The sequence below is a fragment of the Metabacillus sp. SLBN-84 genome, assembly GCF_053629595.1.
Genome location: NZ_JBRJIP010000001.1, coordinates 1,678,211 through 1,699,589, shown reverse-complemented (window position 1 = coordinate 1,699,589; position 21,379 = coordinate 1,678,211). Strand labels below are relative to the sequence as shown.

Sequence of the window (21,379 nt, the reverse complement as noted above, 5' to 3'; positions counted from 1 at the left end):
TTTTATCTGATTTCATATTCTCTGCATTTTTCATAAAAGCTTGTTTTCCCAATGCCAAGAAGCTTTGCCGCCTCCAATTTGTTTCCTTTTGCTTCTGATAAAGCATGGAGAATGGCTCCCTTCTCAGCATCAGCTACAATGCTCTTTAGCGGTTTCACAGGACCTTCGAACGTGTTTCTGTTTACTGGCTGCAGCGGCAAGCCGGCAGTGTATGGCATGCTCTGGCTGTGTTCTTCTTTCTGAAGATAAAGAGGCAGATGTTCAGGTAAGATGATTTGTCCGTCGAGCACATTTACAGCCCGTTCGAGCACGTTTTCAAGTTCCCGGATGTTTCCGGGCCATGTATGCCGTTCAAGATCATGCATCGCTTCTTCTGATAAATCCAAGCCATATCTGTGAAATTTCGTCTCGAGTTTTTTCAAAAGAACTCTTGAGATTGGAACAATGTCTTCCTTTCTGTCTGCAAGGGAGGGAATCTCAATTTTTATGACATTCAGCCTGTAGTAGAGGTCCTCTCTGAATTCTCCGCCCAAAACCATCTTCTCCAGATTCCTGTGGGTAGCGGCAATGACCCTGACATCAATTTGAACAGGCCCCCTGCCGCCGATGCGTTCAATCTCTTTTTCCTGCAGTACGCGAAGCAGCTTGCTTTGCATCTGCAGGGGAAGGTCACCAATCTCGTCGAGAAAAATCGTGCCCCCGTGCGCGAGCTCAAATTTCCCTTTTTTTCCTCCTCTTTTAGCACCGGTAAAGGAGCCTTCTTCATACCCGAAGATTTCCGATTCAAAAAGGTGCTCGGGGATGGATGCACAGTTCACTCTCATAAATGGGGCAAATTTTCTGCCGCTTGTCTGATGGATGGCATGCGCAAACAGTTCTTTTCCGGTTCCGGACGCTCCCAGGAGGAGCACGGCTGACTGACTGTCTGAAACTCTTTCTGCCAACCTTTTTGCTTCCGTGAATTTCGGACTGTTTCCCACAAGATCCCCGAAATGATATTTGCTGAAGAGCTCTTTTTCAAATTTTCTTTTATAATAGTTTAACTCTTCCATGATCGGCTGAATTTTCTTTGAATAGTCAATCCATTCCTGCGCATTGCGGAACATGACCGTTCCCACCGCGCCAACGAGTTCGCCTTTTACATAGAGAGGATAACGGTTTGCAATCATTTCGCTTCCCTTAATAGGATGAATGGACGCCACCTCAGCCTGTCCGGTTTTGGCCACAATCTGCATTCTCGTGTTTTCAATCACATCCTGAACAGGCTTTCCGATTGATTCTTCCGCATTCACATGTAAGAATTCACAATAGGCAGAGTTGAGATAAAGAACTGTCCCCTCATGATCCACTACTACCATGCATTCAGCTGCTAAGTTGACGACCTCTTCGATCCAGTCTGCAGGAAGCTTTTCCATGAGCCCTTTCATTCTCTCCACCTCTTTCCTTTCTATAAACCGTTTACATTTTATGTTCATCTTACACGGACGCATTGACAAAAATCAATAGATTAAGAGATTCAGCATATAAAAAAGACAGCATGGCACGCTGTCTTTTTTTCACTCTTATTGAACCGTATACCCGCCGTCAAGAATCGCTGCCTGACCAGTTATTCCTTTCGCTTTGTCGCTTGCAAGGAAGACGGCATAATCCGCAATTTCCTGAACAGCGAGCAGTCTCTTTTGGGGAACAAGCGGATAGATGACCTGCTCGAGCACGCGTTCGAGCTCTACATTTCTTGTTTTTGCAAGGTCTGCGAGCTGATTGCGCACAAGCGGTGTATCCACGTAGCCTGGGCAAAGTGCGTTTACGGTAATGCCATGTTCTGCCCCTTCAAGCGCCGCTACTTTTGTTAATCCGATGACACCATGCTTGGCGCTGTTATATGCCGCTTTTCCAGCAAAACCGATGACTCCGTTTATGGATGCCATGTTGATGATTCTGCCGAATTTTTGTTTTTTCATGATCGGGAAAGCATGCTTTGTTGCGACAAACGGAGCTGTCAGCATGACTTTAATCAGAAATTCAAACCGGTCAGTCGGAAATTCGTCAATTGGAGAAACGTGCTGCAGTCCTGCATTGTTGACCAGAATATCCAGTCGTCCATATTGCTTTTGGACGGTTTCGATTGCTCCAATCATCTCGTCTTCCTTTGTTACATCGCACGCTGCCGCAATGGATTCAAATCCTTCACCCTTCAGCTTTGATGCCGCTGCTTCTGCTGCTTCTCTATTAATATCTGAAATTACGACCGCAGCACCTTCTCTTGCATACTCTTTTGCTATTTCAAAGCCGATCCCGCCTGCAGCGCCTGTGATCAGCGCTGTTTTTCCGCTGAGTAATTGGTTCATCGCCATGTTCCTTTCTGTCTGTAGCTCGCCTTAATGGGCGGTCATCAATGATTGGTTGACCGTAAACGCGGCCTCTGTTTTCTCTTTTACCTCTTCAATGGTCACTCCGTCCTGCAGTTCGACAAGCTCCATCGCACCATCCGCAAAATCAAAGACCGCAAGATCTGTAATGAGGCGGTTGACTACATGCTTCCCTGTCAGCGGAAGGCTGCATTCCTTCTTCACCTTGGATTCGCCGTATTTATTCACATGCTCCATAATGACAATGATTCTTTTTGCGCCGTTTACAAGATCCATGGCACCGCCCATTCCTTTTACCATTTTCCCCGGGATCATCCAGTTGGCAAGGTCCCCCTCTTCAGATACCTCCATGCCCCCAAGAATAGCAAGGTCAATATGCCCTCCGCGGATCATGGCGAAGGATTCGGCACTGTCGAAGTAGGAAGCTCCAGGTACACTTGTCACCGTTTCTTTTCCTGCGTTGATCAGGTCTGGGTCTTCTGTTCCGGAAACCGGGTAAGGACCGATTCCAAGGAGGCCATTCTCTGATTGCAAAAGAACATTGTAATCATCCGGAATTTCGTTAGCCACAAGCGTCGGCATTCCGATTCCGAGATTCACGTTCATTCCGTCCTGAATTTCTTTTACTGCTCTCTGCACCATTTTCCGTCTGCTGTCATTCATGTTTTTGCCTCCCCCTTATGCCTGGCGCACAGTCAGGCGTTCAATGCGCTTTTCATAGTTTGATCCAAGCAATACATGCTGGACATAGATGCCCGGTGTATGAATTTCGTCCGGATCCAGTTCGCCTGCTTCTACAATTTCTTCCACTTCTGCAATCGTTATTTTCCCTGCCATTGCAGCTACCGGGTTAAAATTCCTTGATGTTTTCCGGAAGACCAAATTGCCGAGGGTATCTGCTTTCCACGCTTTTACGAGGGCAAAATCACCGACAATCCCTCTTTCAAGAATATAGGTCCGGCCGTCAAAATTCTTATGTTCTTTTCCTTCTGCGACCTTTGTTCCCACCCCTGTGGCTGTATAAAAACCCGGAATGCCTGCACCGCCCGCTCTCATTCTCTCGGCGAGCGTTCCCTGCGGAATCAGTTCCACTTCCAGTTCGCCGCTTAAATACTGTCGTTCAAAAATTTTGTTTTCCCCTACATAAGAGGACATCATTTTCTTAATTTGTTTGTTGGCGAGAAGAAGGCCGAGACCCCAGTCATCCACTCCGCAGTTATTGCTGACAACTGTCAGGTCTTTTACCCCTTTATCTCTTAATGCCAGAATCGCTTTTTCCGGAATGCCGCAGAGGCCGAAGCCTCCAACGACCAATGTTGCACCGTCTTCTATTTTTTCTATTGCCTGTTCAAATGAATCGAGCACTTTCCCTTTCCCCATCACTGTTCCCTCTCTTTCCCCGATGTTTTTTTATACTAGACCGAATAGGCTGTAAATTCCGATGATGACAAACACGGCAACTGTTTTAATAATCGTAATGGCAAAAATATCACGGTAGGATTGTCTGTGAGTCAATCCGGTAACAGCAAGAAGCGTGATAACCGCTCCATTGTGAGGAAGCGTATCCATACCGCCGGATGCCATCGAAATGACCCTGTGCATAACCTCAGGAGGAATATTGAACTTTTCAATCGCCTCAAGGTACTTATCAGACATCGCGCTAAGCGCAATTCCCATACCGCCTGATGCAGAGCCGGTAATACCTGCAAGTGTCGTCGTCGTAACCGCACCGTTTACGAGCGGATCTGTGAAAGTAGAAGAAATTCCGTTGCTTACTGCTTTAAATCCAGGCAATGCAGCAATAACGCCGCCGAACCCGTACTCAGCGCCTGTATTCATAGCTGCAAGCAGGGCACCGCCGATACCGGCATTCAGACCTTCTTTAATGTTGGCGGTTACAGCTTTCCAGTCAAAAGCAATCGTAGCAATGATTCCAATTAACAGCGCAAGTTCAACAGACCAGATGGCTACAACAGACGGCAGTTCGATTTTTCCGAACGCTTCAAGCCCGATGGCAGAAAAATCAAATCCGTTCGGATACCATTTTGGAAATGAAACTGTGAAAAATTTATTCATGACTCCAACAAGAATCAGCGGCACAAAAGCCAAAATCTGGCGCGCCACACTCGGTTCAGTTCCAGCCGATAATGTCGCCTCTTCCTTTTCGCGGACGATCTCAGGATCAAGCCCGGCAGCCGTCTCTGAATGAAATCCGGCATATCCTTCTCCGGCTTTCTCAGTTTTTTTGCGTCTGGATTCCAAATACCACATACCAAACGCCAGGACGAAGATGGCACCAATAATCCCAAGAACTGGCGCTGCATAAATATCTGTTTTGAAGAAAGTAGTCGGGATTACGTTTTGAATCTGCGGAGTACCTGGAAGGGCATCCATTGTAAAAGTAAAGGCACCGAGAGCAATCGTTCCCGGAATCAGGCGTTTTGGAATGTCTGCCTGGATGAAAAGGTTCTTCGCAAATGGATAGACGGCAAACACAACAACAAACAGACTGACGCCGCTGTACGTTAAAATCGCACCCATCAGAACGATGGCAAGAATGGCTCTCTTTGCACCGACAAGTTTGACAATCGTCTTGGCAATCGATTCAGCAAGGCCTGACATTTCAACAACTTTCCCAAAAATGGCCCCAAGCAGGAACACAGGAAAGTAAAGTTTAATGAACCCGACCATTTTTTCCATAAACACATTGGAGAAAAACGGCAGGACATAACTCGGATCTGTCAGCAGCACGGCAAACAGTGCACAGATCGGAGCAAACAAAATAACCGAAAATCCCCGGTATGCCACAAACATCAATAAACTCAGCGACAATAAAATAATAATGATTTCCACAAACATCCCCCTTAGCCTAAGTGTTCTTCTGCATAAGCAGACCCTTTAATGGAAAGCGCTTACAAATTAGGTACCCCTGCCCGCTTGCGCTACCCATCCAAATGACCAGCTCACAGTTATAACTTGCAAGATGCGTGCCAACATAGCCTTTCTTCATAAAAAATTCGGAAAATTGACTTAAATTCAGTGACCGCTTGGCTTGTTAGTTACTATAAGATTGAAAATTCAATTTTAAAAGGATGATTTTTTCCGCAATTTCGGAAATGCGTCTCATTCCATTCCGTAATAGCGGAATATTCCGGAAATACGGAAATAGGCTTTGAGATAAAGAGTCTGATTACCCTAAAAACCTTACAAGATGTAGAACCAGAATATGCATTTCATAAAATCGGCTGTATTTATTCAGATCCAACGCCATGCTCATAAGTCTCCTTGAGGCGGTTACTATCTTCCTTTGGCGGTAAACCAAACATACGAGAATATTCACGGCTGAATTGTGATGGGCTTTCATAGCCTACCCGAAATGCTGCTTCAGTCGCATCTATTGATTCGGATAGTAACAGGTGTCGAGCTTCTTGTAGTCTCAATCGCTTTTGGAATTGAATAGGACTCATAGCAGTAACTTCTTTAAAGTGCCTGTGCAGGGATGAAACACTCATGTTAGCTATTTCCGCCAGTTCCTCAATCTTTAAAGACTTCTCATAATTAATCAAAATATGTTCAATTACATCGCTGATTAAATTTGCTGAGCTTCCCTTTATTGCAATTTGACCTAGCGCAGCTCCGTGCTCTCCTTGCAGAATCCTATAGATTATCTCTTTAGTAATGAGAGGTGCAAGTACAGGGATATCTTTTGGATGATTCAGCAAACGGACTAATCTGATTACTGTGTCCAGCAAAGATGTATCCATTTTGCTGACATACATTCCCCGCTTAGGATTTTCCCTTTTATATACTTCCATCCGAGATTCTCGTAAAACAGATAGAATTTCACTGGGAGTAAAGTTAAGAATAACAGCCAAATAAGGAACTTCAAAAGTTGCTTCCGTTACTTGCGCTGTAACAGGAAGATTAACAGAAGAAATTAGATAATCAACAGGACTATACCGGAAACGCTCCTCTGATAATAAGACTTCTTTTGCTCCTTGAGCCACAATACATAAGGAGGGTTTGTACACTCCGAATTTTGGTTTAGTAATAGTAGAGTAACGCGCAAAATATAAAGATGGAACTGCAGTCATGTGTGCACCGTCCTTATCAGTTTGACGCTCAATGAGTTCGCAAAGCTCAAATTGCTGTCTATACGTTGGTTCAGACATAATATCCTCCTAGTTCTACTTGTCGTTATTATCTCTATTATAAAACATAAAAATATGTTTTTGAGAGGATCAGGCAATGAATTGCGATGATTAGACAAAGGAAGTTTAACCTTTTTCGGTTAATATAGTTATGTATTAACAAAGTTACCGATCTAAGAATAACGGAAACAGCAAATCATGTATTGTAATCAAAATTACTATTTACAAAAAGAGAGGGAGAAAAAATATGCAAAAAGTAACTTTAAATAATGGCGTTGAAATGCCGATACTCGGTTTTGGCGTATTTCAGATTCAAGATGAAAGAGAATGTGAACAAGCTGTTTACGATGCGATAATGGCGGGTTATCGTCTAATTGATACTGCTGCCTCTTACCTAAATGAAGAAGCAGTTGGCAAAGCAATTAAACGAAGTGGAGTGCCGAGAGAGGAATTGTTCATCACCACAAAACTCTGGGTTCAGGATGCTGGTTATGAAAGAACAAAGAAAGCATTTGCCAATTCACTTGAAAGACTTCAATTGGACTACTTAGATTTGTATTTGATTCATCAGCCGTTCGGCGATGTACATGGTTCATGGAGAGCAATGGAAGAATTGTACCGCACCGGGAAGATTAGAGCAATCGGAGTAAGCAACTTCCATTCAGACCGCCTAATTGATTTAATCATTCATAATGAAGTGGTTCCTGCCGTCAATCAAGTCGAAACACATGTTTTCAATCAACAAATTGAAAGTCACAAATTTATGAAAGAGAATAATGTTCAAATTGAGTCTTGGGGACCATTTGCCGAAGGAAAAAACAACTTCTTCCAAAATGAAATTTTGGTATCGATTGCTGAAAAGTACAATAAATCCGTCGCTCAGGTGGCTTTACGCTGGCTGACCCAAAGAAGAGTTGCTGCGATTCCGAAGTCTGTCCATAAGGAAAGAATCATTGAAAACTTCAATATCTTTGACTTTGAATTAAACAAGGAGGATATGGAGCAAATTGCTGCCCTGGATACGAAAGAAAGTTTATTCTTTTCACATCGGGAACCTGAAATGGTGAAATGGATTGGTACCCGTAAGCTTGATATTTAATTGTCCTTTTAAGGTTGAATGAGGATACCAACTAAAAACGTTCTATGTAATGAGGACAAACGGTATTTAACTCAGAGAGAAAAGTTCAGCGTCAGTGTGATTTTTATTTGCTTTTTTCTAATTGAGAGCGGCTTAGTATTCCCCACATTTATAGAGGTGCTTTCACTGTTTAGCCCAGCCTTTTTCCTCCCTCCAAAATAAAAAAAAGCCGCCCCCAACCGGAAGCGGTTTTTTCAATCTATCAGCATTGAGACACTTTTGATTTTAACGGCAGATCCAGTGCGACCAGATCCTGATACGTTTCTCTTTTAATGACAAGCTGTGCTTCTCCATTTTCTGCAAAAACAACCGGCGGACGCGGAATGCGGTTGTAGTTGTTTGCCATGGAGTATCCGTATGCACCTGTGCAGAAGACTGCCAGCAGATCATCGGGATTTGCTTGAGGCAGAGGAAGATCCCAAATAAGCATGTCCCCGCTCTCGCAGCATTTGCCGGCGATGGAAACCGAGTCATCCTTTGGATCATTCATGCGGTTCGCAAGGGCTGCTTCGTATTTTGCCTGGTAAAGGGCAGGACGGATGTTGTCGCTCATGCCGCCGTCGACAGAGACATATTTGCGGACATTCGGCACCACTTTTTCTGAGCCGATGGAATAAATGGTTGTGCCGGCGTCACCTACAAGCGAACGGCCCGGTTCAATCCAGATCTCAGGCATGGCAATCCCGCTTTCCTTCACCTGCTGCTTGATGCTTTCAACGATTTTTTCAACATAATACGTTGCCGGCATCGGCTCATCTTCTTCTGTATAGCGGATGCCGAATCCGCCGCCTAGATTGACCACTTTCGGTTCATACTGAAACGTTTCTTTCCAGTACGTCACTTTAGTGAAGATTTTTTCAGCAGCCAGAACGAAACCCGTTGCATCGAAGATCTGTGAACCAATATGGCAGTGATAGCCGAGAAGATCGAATGCATCTGATGAAAGAACACTTTCCATCGCGCGTTCTACCTGGCCGTTTTGAAGGTCAAAGCCAAATTTTGAATCTTCCTGTCCGGTCGTAATGTAGTCATGTGTATGCGCTTCAACACCTGGAGTTACCCTCAATAGAACGGGCACAGTCGTTTTTACCTGAGCGGCAATTTCTTTAATAAGCTCGATTTCTCTGAAATTGTCAACAACAACGCAGCCTATGTTCAGCTTGATCGCCATTTCCAGCTCTTCTCTGCTTTTATTATTGCCGTGGAAATGAATTCTGTCTGCCGGAAAGCCTGCTGTTACAGCTGTATAAAGCTCTCCTCCTGATACGACATCAAGGGAAAGTCCTTCTACTTCGACCAGCTGAAACATGGCAACGGATGAAAACGCTTTGCTTGCATAGGCAACCTGCGCCTTCACGCCAAGTTTTTCAAATGTATGTTTAAAGCTTCTCGCACGTTCGCGAATAAGCGCGACATCGTAAATATAAAGAGGTGTACCATATTTAGATGCAAGTTCAGTTGCATCTACTCCCCCGATTTCAAGGTGATTCTGCTCGTTGACTTTGCTGCTTCCGTGTAAGAACAATTTAGCATCCCTCTTTCATTCCGTAAAAGGACAAAAGAACAGCTGCTACCTTTTGGGTGAACAGCTGTTCCGCACTTCTGGTCCTTCAGGTAAATTAAGCTTACAATATCACAAAATCCCTGCACTTTCAATCCTTTTAGCGCGGCTGTTTCCTGATATTCTGGGGGTGTACGATGCTTGGTCTGACCTTTGCCCCTGGCACCGATGTACGGATGAAAACCTGCCACAGAGCTTTGGCGTTAAATGGAAGGAACGGCCATAGATATGGCGTGTTCAACGATCTGATGCTCGCCAAGTATAAGAAAATCAAGGTAGTCCCGACGACAAGTCCTTCTGCGTGAAACAGTGCAACCGCCACAAGGAGTACCAGCCTCACCATTTTATTGGCAATGCTGAGCTCATAACTTGGTGTTGCAAATGTCCCGATGGCAGCGATCGCCACGTAGAGAATGACCTCGGGAACAAAAAGTCCGACATCAATGGCAATCTGTCCGATGAGAGCTGCCGCAATTAAGCCCATGGCAACAGATAATGCGGTCGGAGTATGAATGGCCGCCATCCTTAAAAATTCGATTCCCAGATCAGCGAGAAACAGCTGTACGACTATCGGAATATTTTTCTTTTCATTAGGACCAATGTAATTGATTGCTTCAGGCAAAAGCGATGGTTCAAGCACATAAGCAAACCATAGAGGGACGATAAAAATCGATCCTATGATGCCGAGAAACCTCACCCATCTTAAAAACGTTCCGACAGCAGGGGCCTGGCGGTATTCTTCCGCGTGCTGAACATGATGAAAGTACGTGGTTGGCGTAATGATCACACTTGGAGATGTATCAACAATAATTAATACATGCCCTTCAAGCAAATGATTGGCCGCAACATCAGCCCGCTCTGTGTACCTGACAAGAGGAAACGGATTATATCCCTGTTTCACCAGGAATTCTTCCACCGTTTTATCTGACATCGTAAGTCCGTCTATCTTAATGGTCTCAAGCTCTTTTTTTACCACGTCAACCATATCGGGGTCTGCAACATCTTCTATGTAGCACAAGCATACATCCGTTTTCGAGCGTTCACCGATTTTCATCATCGAAAAACGCAAGCCTTCATCCCGGATTCTTCTGCGCATCAAAGCAGTGTTCACAATGATATTTTCAACAAAACCGTCTCTTGAACCCCGGACCACTTTTTCTGTATCCGGTTCTTCAGGGTTTCTGCCGGGATAGCTCCGCACATCAACGACAATTCCGTAATCAAAGCCTTCAATCATGAAGACAACTAATCCGGAAAGGACCTGATCGACTGCTTCATCCATCGTTTTAAGCTTTTGCACCTGCTGATGGGCAAGCCTATTTTCGATAATTTCATTGACTTTCATCCGTTCAAACTCAAAGTCATTGATTTCGACGAGTTCTTTTAAAATCGGAATCAGAAAAGAAGTATCACAAAGGCCTGTCACGTAGTACATATTGACCTCTACGCCCAGGACAAAAATTTTCCGGACACCCAGGTCAAAGCTTTGATTTAACCCGACATGGTTTTTAAAATAGTTTTCATTGACGGATAGTTTAGATGAAATTTTCGTCTTCTGTTCTGCTTTTTTTTCGCTCATCTGCCATACCGCTCCTTTCCAGGATTAATTCAACTGCTTTCATGGTGATTGGAGAACCGCGGTCAACGCTGTCTTTTCGGGACATTTTTCCAATGTCGCCGATTCCGACGATAATCGGCACATTCAGTCTGTCCAGGCAATAAACGGTGTCTCCCGTCATTTTTCCAACTTCAAATTCTCTTATGCCGCTTTTATCGACCCCATATTCGGAAATCTGTCCGTCCCGGTCGATGGATACATCAATATTCGTCCATTCAGATCCGTGCGTTTTCGCTGCAACGGCGATGACCCCAAGCACTTCAATTTGAGGATGCTCCGCCACATGTATAAGCGCTCTTTCACCCGGACCTTCCTCTAAAAGACCGCAATCATCAAACATGACAAAGACAGGGTCATATGGGGTTTTTAAGATTAGCTTCACAATCTCCGGACCTGTCAAAAAAGTGGGATTTCCTTTAGACTGGGAAATGCATCTGCCGCCGACTTTCTTTGCCGCATAAGCAATCGTTTTGGCCGCATACACATCTCCATCTGTCACGATAATGACCCTTCTTGTCTCTGTCATAGGATGATCTTATCCTTTCGGCTTAAAAATAAGTGCCACGAAAAAAGCAAACACAATAGCAGCTGAGATCCCTGCAGATGTCAGTTCGAAAATACCGATTCCGATCCCGATAATGCCGTGTTCCTCCGCCTGCTTCATTGCCCCGTGCAAAAGGGAATGGCCGAAGCTTGTAATCGGAACGGTGGCGCCTGCTCCTGCAAATTTTATAAAATTATCATAAATGCCGAAGCCGTCAAGAATCGCACCTGACACGACGAACGTACTCATAACATGTGCCGGTGTAAGCTTTGCAAAATCAAGGAGAATCTGGCCGATGACACATATGGCCCCGCCTACCGCAAACGCAATTAAGTATTCCATGTATTGTTCCCACCCCTGTCCACTCTCTCGAAAACAACTGCATGAGCAATTGTCGGAATGGATTCTTTTTGCTGAATCATCGTCGGGCTTAAGAGAGCGCCCGTTGCGACCACCATCACTTTTTTCAAATTGCCGTTTCTCATTTCGTTAAAAAGATGGCTATACGTGACAACAGCCGAACATCCGCAGCCGCTGCCCCCTGCAAACACGTTCTGGTCAGGCCGGTAAATCATAATGCCGCAGTCGTTATGATTGGCATAGACGTCAAATCCTTCTTCTTTTAAAAGATCCTTCAAGATCGGGCTGCCAACAGAAGCCAGATCGCCCGTTGCAATCAAATCGTACTCGGCTGGAGATACGTTTAAGTCTTTAAAGTGCTGCGCAATGGTATCCGCAGCCGCTGGTGCCATCGCAGATCCCATATCAAAGGGATCCGTTATTCCAAGGTCTGCCACACTGCCGATGGTCGCTGACGTAATTCTGATGTCACTCTCGTCGCGGCTGACAATGACGGCTCCTGAACCTGAAATGGTGGACTGTGCTGTTTTCGGCTTTTGACCGCCATATTCGGTAGGGTACCTGAACTGCCGCTCTGCTGTTGCGTTATGGCTGCTCGTAGCGGCTAACACCCTGTTTGCAAATCCCCCGTCAACTAGCGCCGAACTCACAGCCAGTGTTTCCATGGAGGTTGAGCATGCTCCAAACATGCAGAGAAAAGGGATCTTGTTATGCCTTGCTGTATAGTTTGCTGTCACGTTCTGATTGAGGAGATCTCCTGCAAGGAAAAAATCAATGTCTTCCTTTGTGAAATTTCCTTTCTTCAGGGCAAAAACGATCGCATCCTCCATCAGCCGCCGTTCCGCAAGTTCCCAGTTGTCCTCATTGCAGTGGAGATTGTCATATGTTTTATCAAATCCGCTGCCGAGCGGTCCATCTGCTTCTTTTGGCCCGACAGCCGTTCCGCTTGACTGAACATAAACAGGATTTTCAAAAACCCACGTCTGCTTACCGGTTAATCTCATTTTTTATAGCCCCTCCTTCTTTTTAAAATGCCAGTCCGTAAACATATCTGATAATCCCTACCACGTACGCTGCCACAACACCGAAAACAATGACCGACCCGGCAAGCTTAAACATGTTTGTCGCAACTCCGAGCACAATCCCTTCACTTCTGTGCTCAAGGGCCGCACTTGTCATAGAATTGGCAAAGCCGGTAACAGGCACGGCTGAACCGGCTCCTGCAAACTGGCCGATCCTGTCGTAGATGCCAAAACCCGTAAGGAGAGCTGAAATTAATATAAGTGTTGCGACCGTAGGGTTTCCGGCGGTTTTTTCCGTAAAATTAAAGAAGTGAATATACATGTTTGATATGGCCTGGCCAAGCGTGCAGATCAGACCTCCCACTAAAAAAGCCTTCAGGCAGTTCAAAAAATACGGCGGCTTCGGCTGATACGTCTTTACCTTGTTTTTGTAATCGTCCTTTAAATTTGCCATGTTTTCTCCTCCCGGAATTATTGATAGACGAAATAGATCCAGTGAAACAGGGACCCTGCCACTTTTCCAAACACAATCGCCATTAAGAGAATGACAATCTTGTCGGCAATCCCGATTCTTTTTGCGAGAATCGGAAAAACATTCAGTACTTCAGTGAGCGCTGCGGCAAGCATGCCGATAAAGATCCCGTTGATTAAGCCGACGGGCAAAAGAAAAAACTCCGGCAAGAACAGTTTCGAATCCCTTAAGCTGACCCATCCCCCTGTAATGGCCCCGGCTACAATGGCCCACTCGTACGCCTGAATCATATCGACGGTTTTCGTCAGCTGGGTGAGACGGGGAATGATCCCGAGAACCGCTAAAAATGCGACAAACCCCGACCCTACAGCAAGACCCCCTGCAAGCCCGATCAGCATCGTGATCAGAAGGTTAATGATCATCAATTTTTTTCATGCTTTCTTTGTTTTCTTTCATGGACACATACATATCCATGTCGAGCTGATAATTGAACATCTCGACCTCAAGCGGACTGGGCTCTTCATTAATTCTCTTTTTAAAGAGATGATTGAAAAACAGAATCATCCCAAGACCGAGTCCGATCGAATATGGGATTTGCAGAAGAAGCGGATGCTCAGACGTTTTTCCCGTAATAATCGTATACAGCCGTTTATGCACAAGCTGCATGCTGACATCTTCATGAAAATTCATAATCGCAAGCGCAGCTCCGACAAAGAGCAGAATCCAGACAAGCGCGAACAAAACAGGCGAATACGATTTTTTCTGAAACACAATCTCCACAATTGTCTGCGCAGGCCCAACAGCCTGAACATCAATATCCGGGTCTGTCTTATGTACCTCTGCAAGCACCCGCATGACATCAATCACGACGATATTCTTATCACTCGGCTCTACCCTGTGAACAACAAGAGTTGATATCCGGGTCCGGAGCTCCTCTTCAGCCACAATCTGAGCAATTTTTGAGACGGTAATACAATCGTCAGGACGGACCTGCACTCTGTGACGCAGCCGGATGTATACCGTTTTTTCCATCACATTCACTTCCTGAAAATAGGATTGTACCTGTAGTATGCATTGGAAGAATTTATATCATGCAACTTGCAGCGGGCCATTAATTACCAAAGGAGTTTTTATTAAGGGAGTACTCGGGGCTGTGCGCGAAAATGCGGCTGGAGGGGGAAATGGTGATGCGATTTAAAGGAAAATTCGAATTAAGTTTGAAATACAGCTTCAAATAAGCGATCAATTGCACGATTGTGTGCTGCCGGCAGTCTGACAGCAATCAGGTTTCCGCATTTACTACCAGCTTCTCCTGATTTACTACCAACTTCTCTGCTGCAACTACCAACTTTCGTGAAATACAGCCAACTTTCCGATTTTTACAACCAACCTTTAAAATTTTGAAGCAGATTGGCAATAATACGGCTGCAGATTTCCGATTATCTTCCGATTTTGCGGTTCCTGCAGTCGGCAATCAATTCAATGTCCGATCCTGTGCCGCAAGCGCCCCGTCAGCAATCAGATTTCCGCATTTGCTACCAGCTTCTCCTGATTTACTGCCAACTACTCAGCTGCAATTACCAACATTCGTTGAATTACTACCAACTTTTCAGGTTTTACTACCAACTCTCAAAATCCGGGTATCGTTCACAGCCTGCTGCCACCTCAACCTCAATCCATCTCACTTAGTATTTTCGAAAACTCAAAAAAGACACATCGCATGATATGTCTTTTTGAAAAATTATTGATCCATCCGGTCTTTCATCTGCTGGAGGATCTTTTTTTCGAGCCGGGATACCTGCACCTGTGAGATGCCGAGGCGTTCGGCCACTTCTGATTGGGTCTGGTCTTTGTAGTATCTGAGATACACGATCAGCTTTTCCCGCTCATCGAGTTCTTTTATGGCATCTTTCAGGACGATTTTGTCAAACCACTTCGTCTCGCCCGAGTCAGCGATTTGATCGAGAAGGGTGATTGGGTCGCCATCGTTTTCGTAGACGGTTTCGTGGATGGAGGATGGCGCGCGTACGGCTTCCTGTGCAAGAACGACTTCTTCAGGTGTGATCTCAAGGTAGTCTGCGATCTCAGAGACAGTCGGCATTTTGCCGAGCGATTTTGATAAATCATCTTTTGCTCTTCTGATTTTGTTGCCCAGTTCTTTTAGAGAGCGGCTCACCTTTACTGTGCCGTCATCCCGGATAAAGCGCTGAATTTCGCCGATAATCATCGGAACCGCATAGGTTGAAAATTTAACGTCGTAGGACAGGTCAAATTTATCAACCGATTTTAAAAGGCCGATACAGCCAATTTGAAACAGGTCATCTGCTTCATAGCCCCTGTTCAGGAATCTTTGAACGACAGACCACACTAAGCGCATGTTTTTTTCAACAATCGTATCTCTTGCCGTCTGATCGCCTTCCTGGCTGCGTTTGATCAGTTCCTTTACTTCATGGTCCTTAAGCTGAGTTTTCGAGATATCGTTCTTGACCTCCACATCCATAGCAAGTCTCCTTAGTTTACTAAAGCTTTGCTTTTCGATAAGTGTTTTGTAAGCTTTACCGATGTTCCGCGGGATTTTGACGATTCAATTTCCACTTCATCCATGAAGTTTTCCATGATGGTAAAGCCCATTCCTGACCGTTCAAGTTCCGGCTTAGTTGTATAAAGAGGCTGTCTTGCTTCTTCTACATCGCTGATTCCCATACCCTCATCGCGGATGGACAGTTTGACAATGCTGTCTTCCAGTGTGACAGAAATATAGACAATTCCGCTTGGGTCGTTGTCATAGCCGTGAATGATGGCGTTTGTGACCGCCTCAGATACGACCGTTTTGATTTCAGTCAGTTCATCAAGTGTCGGGTCAAGCTGGGCAATAAATGCCGCAACTGTCACCCGTGCAAAGGATTCGTTCTGGCTGAGCGCGGAAAATTGAAGGTTCATCTCATTTCTCATGATGCCACCCCCAATGTGACGAGCGCTCTTTCTTCAGACGATTCCAGACGGATGATTTTAAACAGGCCTGACATATCAAACAGGCGTTTGACTGCCGGCGATATGGCACAGACAACCATTTCCCCGCCGATTTGCTTCACTTGTTTGTATCTTCCCAAAATGACGCCAAGCCCTGAACTGTCCATAAAAGACAGGTGCTCAAGGTTCAGTACGATATGCTGAACATTTTCAGATGCAAGAATGTCTGTCACTTTCTGGCGCAGTTCTTCCGCGGTATGATGATCGAGTTCACCGATCAGACGAATGCACAGGACAGATTGTTTGACATCAAGCTCTACTGCTAGACTCATCCCTATTCCTCCCTAAATTCCGGATATAGTCAGTTTCGAGGTTTTGACGCTTTTTTCCTGCCCTGTGACAAAACTAGTGCCTATTCGCCAACATTAGCCAGTTTCTGTTTTCAGCCTGATTTCGTAAAGTCTGAAAGAACTCGTTTAAAGAGTGTCCACCAGCCGGCCTGCTCGATATCGCCTTCTGCTACAAGAGGGCTTTCAACAACGGTTTTGCTGTCTTTTTTCAGAATCAATTTTCCAAGCTCATCGCCTTTTTTAAGCGGCGCCTGAAGATTTTGTTTCATGACAACTTCCTGAGTGACATCTTTTACACTTCCGCCTTTTTTCGTCAGTACTGAAATCGGTTCAGATGTGACAAGATTTAGCGTTTTGCTGTTTCCTTTGCTGATCTTCATTTTTGCAACGACTTCGTTCCGTTTGAACAGAGGGTGCGTTTCATATTGGCTGAATGCGTAATCAAGCATTTTTGTCACTTGTGCATTTCTGTCTTTTGGAGTCGGTGCTCCCATAACAACGGCAATGACACGCATGTTGTCTTTTTTGGCAGTGGCAGTCAGGCAGTATTTTGCTTCATTTGTAAAGCCTGTTTTCACACCGTCGACGCCTTTATAAAATTTTACAAGGCGGTTCGTGTTGACGAGCCAGAATTTTTTATCGGTATCTTCGCGAAGGTAGTCTTCATAAGATCCGGTGTATTGTGTGATTTTTTCAAACTTCAGCAGTTCTTTCGCCATCACGGCCATGTCATGTGCTGTGCTGTAATGACCTTTTTCAGGCAGGCCTGTTGGATTTTGAAAAGCTGTATTCTTCAGTCCAAGCGCTTTCACGCGTTTGTTCATTTTTTCTACAAATGCATCTTCTGAGCCGGAAATGCGCTCGGCCATGGCAACAGACGCATCATTTCCGGATGCAATTGCAATTCCTTTAAGCATTTCATGAACAGTCATCTCTTCTCCCGGTTCAAGAAAAATCTGGGATCCGCCCATGGAAGCGGCGTATTCGCTTGTGCGGACTTTTTCGTCCATTTTCAGCTGCCCTTTATCGATCTCTTCCATAATCAGCAGCATGGTCATAATTTTTGTCATGCTCGCCGGAGGAAGCTTTTCATCACTGTTTTTATCATAGAGAATGTTGCCGGTGTCGCGTTCGATCAGCACAGCCGATTTTGCTTTATCCGCAAGCTGGACTGAGCCTTCTTCTGCAAAAGCAGGTGTTGCAATGGTCAATATCATGGTGCTGAGCACTGCGGTTGATAGTAGACGTTTCATCTCCAAGCCCTCCATTCATATACTTCCCATTTTTTCCATGTGATGAAAAAATATACTTATGGATACCAAAATTTTTGCATGCAAAAAGCCGGGAGTTCATCCCGGCTCTGGCTGTTCTTATTCTTTTACTGTATCATGCACAAGCGGCGGTGCTTCCACTGACTGCTGTGACACTTTGATGCTCTCATAAAGCTTTGCTTTTACTTGCTCCACATCTTCCTGGTTGCTGTAAATAGTCACTAGAGAATCGCCTTTTTTGACGGCCTCTCCAATTTTTTTGTTCAGCATCAGACCGACTGCAAGGTCGATTTCAGATTCTTTCGTAGCGCGTCCGGCTCCAAGCCACATCGCAGCAACCCCTACAGAATCTGCTACGATTTCAGATACATAGCCGTCTTCTTTTGCAGGAAGTTCAACCTTGTATTTTGCCTGCGGCATTTTGCTCGGGTCATCAACAACTGAACCGTCTCCCCCCTGTGCTTCAAGGAAAACTTTGAGCGTTTCAAGAGCTTTTCCGTTTTGAATCACTTCTTCAAGCATGCTGCGCGCTTCTTCAAGTGATGACGCTTTTTCTGCAAGGAATACCATGTAGCTTCCAAGAGTTAAGCACAGCTCGTGAAGATCTTCCGGACCTTCTCCTTTTAACGTATCAATCGCTTCTTTGATTTCAAGGGCATTTCCGATTGCGTAGCCAAGCGGCTGGCTCATATCAGAAATAACGGCCATCGTTTTGCGTCCGACTGCATTTCCGATCTCAACCATTGCCTGTGCAAGCTCTCTTGCATCATCAAGGTCTTTCATAAATGCGCCTGCGCCTGTTTTTACATCAAGAACAATTGCATCTGCGCCTGCTGCAATTTTTTTGCTCATAATGGAGCTTGCAATCAGCGGAATGCTGTCAACAGTAGCTGTTACGTCACGAAGAGCGTAAAGCTTTTTATCAGCAGGAGTTAAGTTGCCGCTCTGGCCGATAACCGCGATTTTGTTTTGGTTTACAAGCTTAATGAACTCTTCGTTTTCAATTTCAACGTGGAATCCAGGTACGGCTTCAAGTTTATCAATCGTTCCGCCAGTGTGGCCAAGACCGCGTCCTGACATTTTCGCAACCGGCACGCCGACTGCAGCGACAAGAGGTCCAAGAACAAGTGTCGTTGTATCGCCGACTCCGCCTGTGCTGTGCTTATCAACCTTGATGCCTTCAATCTTGCTGAGGTCAATCGTGTCGCCTGAATGAACCATTTCCATCGTTAAGTTTGCGCGCTCTTCTTTTGTCATGCCTTTAAAAAAGATCGCCATTGTAAGAGCACTCATTTGATAGTCAGGAATGTCACCGTTTGTATAGCCTTTGATGATAAAGCTGATTTCTTCATTTGTCAGTTCTTTTCCGTCACGTTTTTTTTCAATTAAGTCAACAATTCTCATTTTTTCTCCACCTCGCTGTGAATATCTGAAACGATCTTCTTCACTAAATTCAGGAAGTTCGCTTTTACCATTTCTGTTGTTTCCATTACTTCGTCATGTGAAAGCGGCTGGTCCAGAATACCGGCAGCCATGTTTGAAATACAGGAAATGCCAAGCACGTTCATTCCTGCATGGTTCGCTACAATAACTTCAGGCACAGTAGACATGCCGACCGCATCGCCGCCAAGCACTCTCGCGAGACGAACTTCTGCAGGTGTTTCATAAGCAGGTCCTGTATTTCCAACATACACGCCTTCCTGTACTTTGATCCCAAGCTCTGCGGCAGCATCTTTAGCAAGAGTTCTCAGTTTGCGGCTATAGGCCTGGGACATGTCAGGGAAACGCACGCCAAGGTCTGAATCATTTGGTCCGATTAACGGGCTAGTCCCCATATTATTGATATGATCAGAGATAATCATTAAATCACCGGGTTGAAATGATTCATTCACCCCGCCTGCTGCATTAGTGACGATAATCGTTTTTACGCCCATTTCCTTTAAAACACGAACAGGGAACGTCACTTTTTTCATGTCATAGCCTTCGTAAAAGTGGAAACGGCCCTGCATAGCAGCAACGTTTGCTCCTTTGAGCGTTCCGAATACAAGCTGTCCGGCATGACCCTCAACAGTGGATACCGGAAAGTTTGGAATGTCCTCATATGGAATTTTAACCGGATTTTCGATTTCATCCGCCAGAACACCAAGACCAGATCCAAGAATCAGACCGATCTCAGGAAGATTTTTTATTTTTTCCTTCATGAATTCTGCAGACTGTTTGATTTCTTGCAGCATGTCACGTTCCCCCTTAGTTTTTCAATTCGCTCAAAAAGCTTTTTCCATGCTTTGGCATAGTCACTTTAAAATTGTCGGCAATCGTTGCGCCGATATCAGCAAATGTTTCGCGGACAGGCAGTTCCGTGCCCTGCTTCATGCGCGGGCTGTACACCAAAAGCGGAACATATTCACGTGTATGGTCTGTCCCATGATGAACAGGGTCATTTCCGTGGTCAGCCGTAATGATGAGCAGGTCATCTTCATTTAATTTGGACATTAATTCAGGCAGGCGTGCATCATATTCTTCAAGTGCACGTCCATATCCCTCAGGATCTCTTCTGTGCCCGAACAGCGCATCAAAATCAACAAGGTTTACAAAGCTTAAGCCAGTAAAATCACGGTCTGCCGTCTGAACGATTTTATCCATTCCGTCCATATTGGATTTCGTGCGGAGCGCATCTGTAATGCCTTCACCGTCATAAATATCCGAAATTTTGCCGATGGCAATGACGTCGAGCCCGCCGTCCTGAAGCTCATTCATAACTGTGCGCTCAAATGGCTTCAGCGCATAGTCGTGGCGGTTTGCCGTACGCTTGAAATCTCCCGGATTTCCGACAAAAGGACGGGCAATGACGCGTCCGACCATATACTTTTCATCAAGGGTCATCTCGCGTGCCATTTCACAGATTTTTAGCTGCTCTTCAATCGGTATGATGTCCTCATGAGCCGCAATCTGAAGAACTGAATCCGCAGATGTGTAGACAATCAGCGCTCCGGTTTTCATATGCTCTTCGCCGAGTTCATCCAGAATCTCCGTTCCCGATGCAGGCTTGTTTCCAATCACTTTTCTGCCTGTTTTTTCTTCTATAGCAGAAATCAGTTCATCAGGAAAACCGTCCGGAAACACTTTAAACGGTGTATCAATACGAAGGCCCATGATTTCCCAGTGACCAGTCATCGTATCCTTGCCGTTTGAAGCTTCCTTCATTTTTGTATAGAATGCCTGCGGTTTTTCCTGAGCAGGAATTCCTTCGATTTCTTCTATGTTGCTCAGTCCAAGCTTTGCCATGTTCGGCATGTTAAGGCCTTTCATATGCTCTGCAATGTGGCCGAGTGTGTGGGAGCCTTTGTCGCCAAAATCAGCTGCATCCGGTGCTTCCCCGATGCCGACTGAATCCATGACGATCAGAAAAACTCTTTTATATGTATAATCAGACATGTAGATCCTCCTTATGACTTAAAGTTGCTCTTTACTACCATTTCCAAATCGATGAAGATTGATTTACGCGTTTTCATTGGTCAGAAGTCTGACATCTAAAGTATAAACCGTTTTCACG

22 protein-coding genes are annotated in these 21,379 nt (G+C 45.1%); 1 reads left to right on the top strand and 21 read right to left on the bottom strand.

Features of this window, described 5'->3' with window-relative positions:
* Nucleotides 1-2: 2 nt before the first annotated feature.
* The 6 genes from RKD52_RS08570 to RKD52_RS08545 all read right to left on the bottom strand — a co-directional run bounded on the left by RKD52_RS08570 (nucleotide 3) and on the right by RKD52_RS08545 (nucleotide 6,541).
* Nucleotides 3-1,427: a sigma-54 interaction domain-containing protein gene (locus RKD52_RS08570; protein ID WP_454099388.1), complete on the bottom strand. Its 1,425-nt coding sequence runs from the start codon at nucleotides 1,425-1,427 to the stop codon at nucleotides 3-5.
* Between the two features lie 135 nt (nucleotides 1,428-1,562).
* The gene (locus RKD52_RS08565) at nucleotides 1,563-2,348 is read right to left on the bottom strand and encodes a 3-hydroxybutyrate dehydrogenase (RefSeq protein ID WP_454099387.1); all 786 of its coding nucleotides are present in this window, start codon (nucleotides 2,346-2,348) and stop codon (nucleotides 1,563-1,565) included.
* A 30-nt stretch (nucleotides 2,349-2,378) separates the two neighbouring features.
* On the bottom strand, nucleotides 2,379-3,032 hold the full coding sequence (locus tag RKD52_RS08560) for a CoA transferase subunit B (RefSeq protein WP_454099386.1): 654 nt from the start codon (nucleotides 3,030-3,032) through the stop codon (nucleotides 2,379-2,381).
* Nucleotides 3,033-3,047: 15 nt separating this feature from the next.
* The gene (locus RKD52_RS08555) at nucleotides 3,048-3,749 is read right to left on the bottom strand and encodes a CoA transferase subunit A (protein ID WP_454099385.1); all 702 of its coding nucleotides are present in this window, start codon (nucleotides 3,747-3,749) and stop codon (nucleotides 3,048-3,050) included.
* 30 nt (nucleotides 3,750-3,779) lie between these two features.
* Nucleotides 3,780-5,222, bottom strand: coding sequence for a GntP family permease (locus RKD52_RS08550; protein ID WP_454099384.1), 1,443 nt, complete (start codon nucleotides 5,220-5,222; stop codon nucleotides 3,780-3,782).
* Nucleotides 5,223-5,620: 398 nt separating this feature from the next.
* On the bottom strand, nucleotides 5,621-6,541 hold the full coding sequence (locus RKD52_RS08545; RefSeq protein WP_454099383.1) for an AraC family transcriptional regulator N-terminal domain-containing protein: 921 nt from the start codon (nucleotides 6,539-6,541) through the stop codon (nucleotides 5,621-5,623).
* A 226-nt stretch (nucleotides 6,542-6,767) separates the two neighbouring features.
* Between RKD52_RS08545 and RKD52_RS08540 the strand changes: the two genes are divergently transcribed.
* Nucleotides 6,768-7,619 (top strand): aldo/keto reductase, encoded by an 852-nt coding sequence (locus tag RKD52_RS08540; protein WP_454099382.1) that lies wholly within the window; start codon nucleotides 6,768-6,770, stop codon nucleotides 7,617-7,619.
* Between the two features lie 241 nt (nucleotides 7,620-7,860).
* Here the strand turns inward: RKD52_RS08540 and lysA are convergent, their stop codons facing one another.
* The 15 genes from lysA to deoB form a co-directional block, all read right to left on the bottom strand.
* On the bottom strand, nucleotides 7,861-9,183 hold the full coding sequence (gene lysA, locus RKD52_RS08535) for a diaminopimelate decarboxylase (RefSeq protein ID WP_454099381.1): 1,323 nt from the start codon (nucleotides 9,181-9,183) through the stop codon (nucleotides 7,861-7,863).
* A gap of 136 nt (nucleotides 9,184-9,319) precedes the next feature.
* The gene (locus RKD52_RS08530; protein ID WP_454099380.1) at nucleotides 9,320-10,798 is read right to left on the bottom strand and encodes a spore germination protein; all 1,479 of its coding nucleotides are present in this window, start codon (nucleotides 10,796-10,798) and stop codon (nucleotides 9,320-9,322) included.
* The gene (locus tag RKD52_RS08525) at nucleotides 10,755-11,363 is read right to left on the bottom strand and encodes a stage V sporulation protein AE (RefSeq protein ID WP_454099379.1); all 609 of its coding nucleotides are present in this window, start codon (nucleotides 11,361-11,363) and stop codon (nucleotides 10,755-10,757) included. Before RKD52_RS08525 ends, RKD52_RS08530 begins: the two co-directional genes overlap by 44 nt.
* A 9-nt stretch (nucleotides 11,364-11,372) precedes the next feature.
* Nucleotides 11,373-11,723, bottom strand: a complete 351-nt coding sequence (gene spoVAE / locus RKD52_RS08520) for a stage V sporulation protein AE (RefSeq protein ID WP_029280091.1) — start codon at nucleotides 11,721-11,723, stop codon at nucleotides 11,373-11,375.
* Nucleotides 11,711-12,745 (bottom strand): stage V sporulation protein AD, encoded by a 1,035-nt coding sequence (spoVAD, locus tag RKD52_RS08515; RefSeq protein WP_454099378.1) that lies wholly within the window; start codon nucleotides 12,743-12,745, stop codon nucleotides 11,711-11,713. Before spoVAD ends, spoVAE begins: the two co-directional genes overlap by 13 nt.
* Nucleotides 12,746-12,767: 22 nt before the next feature.
* Nucleotides 12,768-13,217: a stage V sporulation protein AC gene (spoVAC, locus tag RKD52_RS08510; protein WP_369733835.1), complete on the bottom strand. Its 450-nt coding sequence runs from the start codon at nucleotides 13,215-13,217 to the stop codon at nucleotides 12,768-12,770.
* Nucleotides 13,218-13,234: 17 nt separating this feature from the next.
* The gene (locus RKD52_RS08505) at nucleotides 13,235-13,657 is read right to left on the bottom strand and encodes a stage V sporulation protein AB (RefSeq protein ID WP_454101171.1); all 423 of its coding nucleotides are present in this window, start codon (nucleotides 13,655-13,657) and stop codon (nucleotides 13,235-13,237) included.
* A complete protein-coding gene (locus RKD52_RS08500) occupies nucleotides 13,647-14,267 on the bottom strand; it encodes a stage V sporulation protein AA (RefSeq protein WP_454099377.1) in 621 nt (206 codons plus the stop codon). Before RKD52_RS08500 ends, RKD52_RS08505 begins: the two co-directional genes overlap by 11 nt.
* A gap of 709 nt (nucleotides 14,268-14,976) precedes the next feature.
* Nucleotides 14,977-15,735, bottom strand: a complete 759-nt coding sequence (gene sigF, locus RKD52_RS08495; RefSeq protein ID WP_029280082.1) for an RNA polymerase sporulation sigma factor SigF — start codon at nucleotides 15,733-15,735, stop codon at nucleotides 14,977-14,979.
* A gap of 11 nt (nucleotides 15,736-15,746) precedes the next feature.
* The gene (spoIIAB, locus tag RKD52_RS08490) at nucleotides 15,747-16,187 is read right to left on the bottom strand and encodes an anti-sigma F factor (RefSeq protein ID WP_369733839.1); all 441 of its coding nucleotides are present in this window, start codon (nucleotides 16,185-16,187) and stop codon (nucleotides 15,747-15,749) included.
* On the bottom strand, nucleotides 16,184-16,537 hold the full coding sequence (gene spoIIAA / locus RKD52_RS08485) for an anti-sigma F factor antagonist (protein WP_029280080.1): 354 nt from the start codon (nucleotides 16,535-16,537) through the stop codon (nucleotides 16,184-16,186). Before spoIIAA ends, spoIIAB begins: the two co-directional genes overlap by 4 nt.
* Nucleotides 16,538-16,647: 110 nt before the next feature.
* Nucleotides 16,648-17,808, bottom strand: coding sequence for a D-alanyl-D-alanine carboxypeptidase family protein (locus RKD52_RS08480; RefSeq protein ID WP_369733840.1), 1,161 nt, complete (start codon nucleotides 17,806-17,808; stop codon nucleotides 16,648-16,650).
* A gap of 117 nt (nucleotides 17,809-17,925) precedes the next feature.
* Nucleotides 17,926-19,230 (bottom strand): pyrimidine-nucleoside phosphorylase, encoded by a 1,305-nt coding sequence (locus tag RKD52_RS08475; RefSeq protein WP_454099376.1) that lies wholly within the window; start codon nucleotides 19,228-19,230, stop codon nucleotides 17,926-17,928.
* The gene (locus RKD52_RS08470; protein ID WP_454099375.1) at nucleotides 19,227-20,060 is read right to left on the bottom strand and encodes a purine-nucleoside phosphorylase; all 834 of its coding nucleotides are present in this window, start codon (nucleotides 20,058-20,060) and stop codon (nucleotides 19,227-19,229) included. The genes RKD52_RS08475 and RKD52_RS08470 overlap by 4 nt, the downstream gene beginning before the upstream one ends.
* Before the next feature lie 13 nt (nucleotides 20,061-20,073).
* Nucleotides 20,074-21,261: a phosphopentomutase gene (gene deoB / locus RKD52_RS08465; RefSeq protein ID WP_454099374.1), complete on the bottom strand. Its 1,188-nt coding sequence runs from the start codon at nucleotides 21,259-21,261 to the stop codon at nucleotides 20,074-20,076.
* Between the last annotated feature and the right edge of the window lie 118 nt (nucleotides 21,262-21,379).

Bases quoted from the DNA above. Each gene is read 5' to 3' on its own strand.
- spoIIAA (WP_029280080.1), bottom strand. From the start codon at position 16,537: ATGAGTCTAGCAGTAGAGCTTGATGTCAAACAATCTGTCCTGTGCATT.
- RKD52_RS08540 (WP_454099382.1), top strand. From the start codon at position 6,768: ATGCAAAAAGTAACTTTAAATAATGGCGTTGAAATGCCGATACTCGGT.
- spoVAC (WP_369733835.1), bottom strand. From the start codon at position 13,217: ATGGCAAATTTAAAGGACGATTACAAAAACAAGGTAAAGACGTATCAG.
- RKD52_RS08500 (WP_454099377.1), bottom strand. From the start codon at position 14,267: ATGGAAAAAACGGTATACATCCGGCTGCGTCACAGAGTGCAGGTCCGT.
- RKD52_RS08545 (WP_454099383.1), bottom strand. From the start codon at position 6,541: ATGTCTGAACCAACGTATAGACAGCAATTTGAGCTTTGCGAACTCATT.
- RKD52_RS08480 (WP_369733840.1), bottom strand. From the start codon at position 17,808: ATGAAACGTCTACTATCAACCGCAGTGCTCAGCACCATGATATTGACC.
- RKD52_RS08505 (WP_454101171.1), bottom strand. From the start codon at position 13,657: ATGATCATTAACCTTCTGATCACGATGCTGATCGGGCTTGCAGGGGGT.
- RKD52_RS08570 (WP_454099388.1), bottom strand. From the start codon at position 1,427: ATGAAAGGGCTCATGGAAAAGCTTCCTGCAGACTGGATCGAAGAGGTC.
- RKD52_RS08565 (WP_454099387.1), bottom strand. From the start codon at position 2,348: ATGAACCAATTACTCAGCGGAAAAACAGCGCTGATCACAGGCGCTGCA.
- RKD52_RS08525 (WP_454099379.1), bottom strand. From the start codon at position 11,363: ATGACAGAGACAAGAAGGGTCATTATCGTGACAGATGGAGATGTGTAT.
- sigF (WP_029280082.1), bottom strand. From the start codon at position 15,735: ATGGATGTGGAGGTCAAGAACGATATCTCGAAAACTCAGCTTAAGGAC.
- deoB (WP_454099374.1), bottom strand. From the start codon at position 21,261: ATGTCTGATTATACATATAAAAGAGTTTTTCTGATCGTCATGGATTCA.
- RKD52_RS08470 (WP_454099375.1), bottom strand. From the start codon at position 20,060: ATGCTGCAAGAAATCAAACAGTCTGCAGAATTCATGAAGGAAAAAATA.
- RKD52_RS08560 (WP_454099386.1), bottom strand. From the start codon at position 3,032: ATGAATGACAGCAGACGGAAAATGGTGCAGAGAGCAGTAAAAGAAATT.
- spoVAD (WP_454099378.1), bottom strand. From the start codon at position 12,745: ATGAGATTAACCGGTAAGCAGACGTGGGTTTTTGAAAATCCTGTTTAT.
- RKD52_RS08530 (WP_454099380.1), bottom strand. From the start codon at position 10,798: ATGAGCGAAAAAAAAGCAGAACAGAAGACGAAAATTTCATCTAAACTA.
- spoVAE (WP_029280091.1), bottom strand. From the start codon at position 11,723: ATGGAATACTTAATTGCGTTTGCGGTAGGCGGGGCCATATGTGTCATC.
- RKD52_RS08475 (WP_454099376.1), bottom strand. From the start codon at position 19,230: ATGAGAATTGTTGACTTAATTGAAAAAAAACGTGACGGAAAAGAACTG.
- RKD52_RS08555 (WP_454099385.1), bottom strand. From the start codon at position 3,749: ATGGGGAAAGGGAAAGTGCTCGATTCATTTGAACAGGCAATAGAAAAA.
- spoIIAB (WP_369733839.1), bottom strand. From the start codon at position 16,187: ATGAGAAATGAGATGAACCTTCAATTTTCCGCGCTCAGCCAGAACGAA.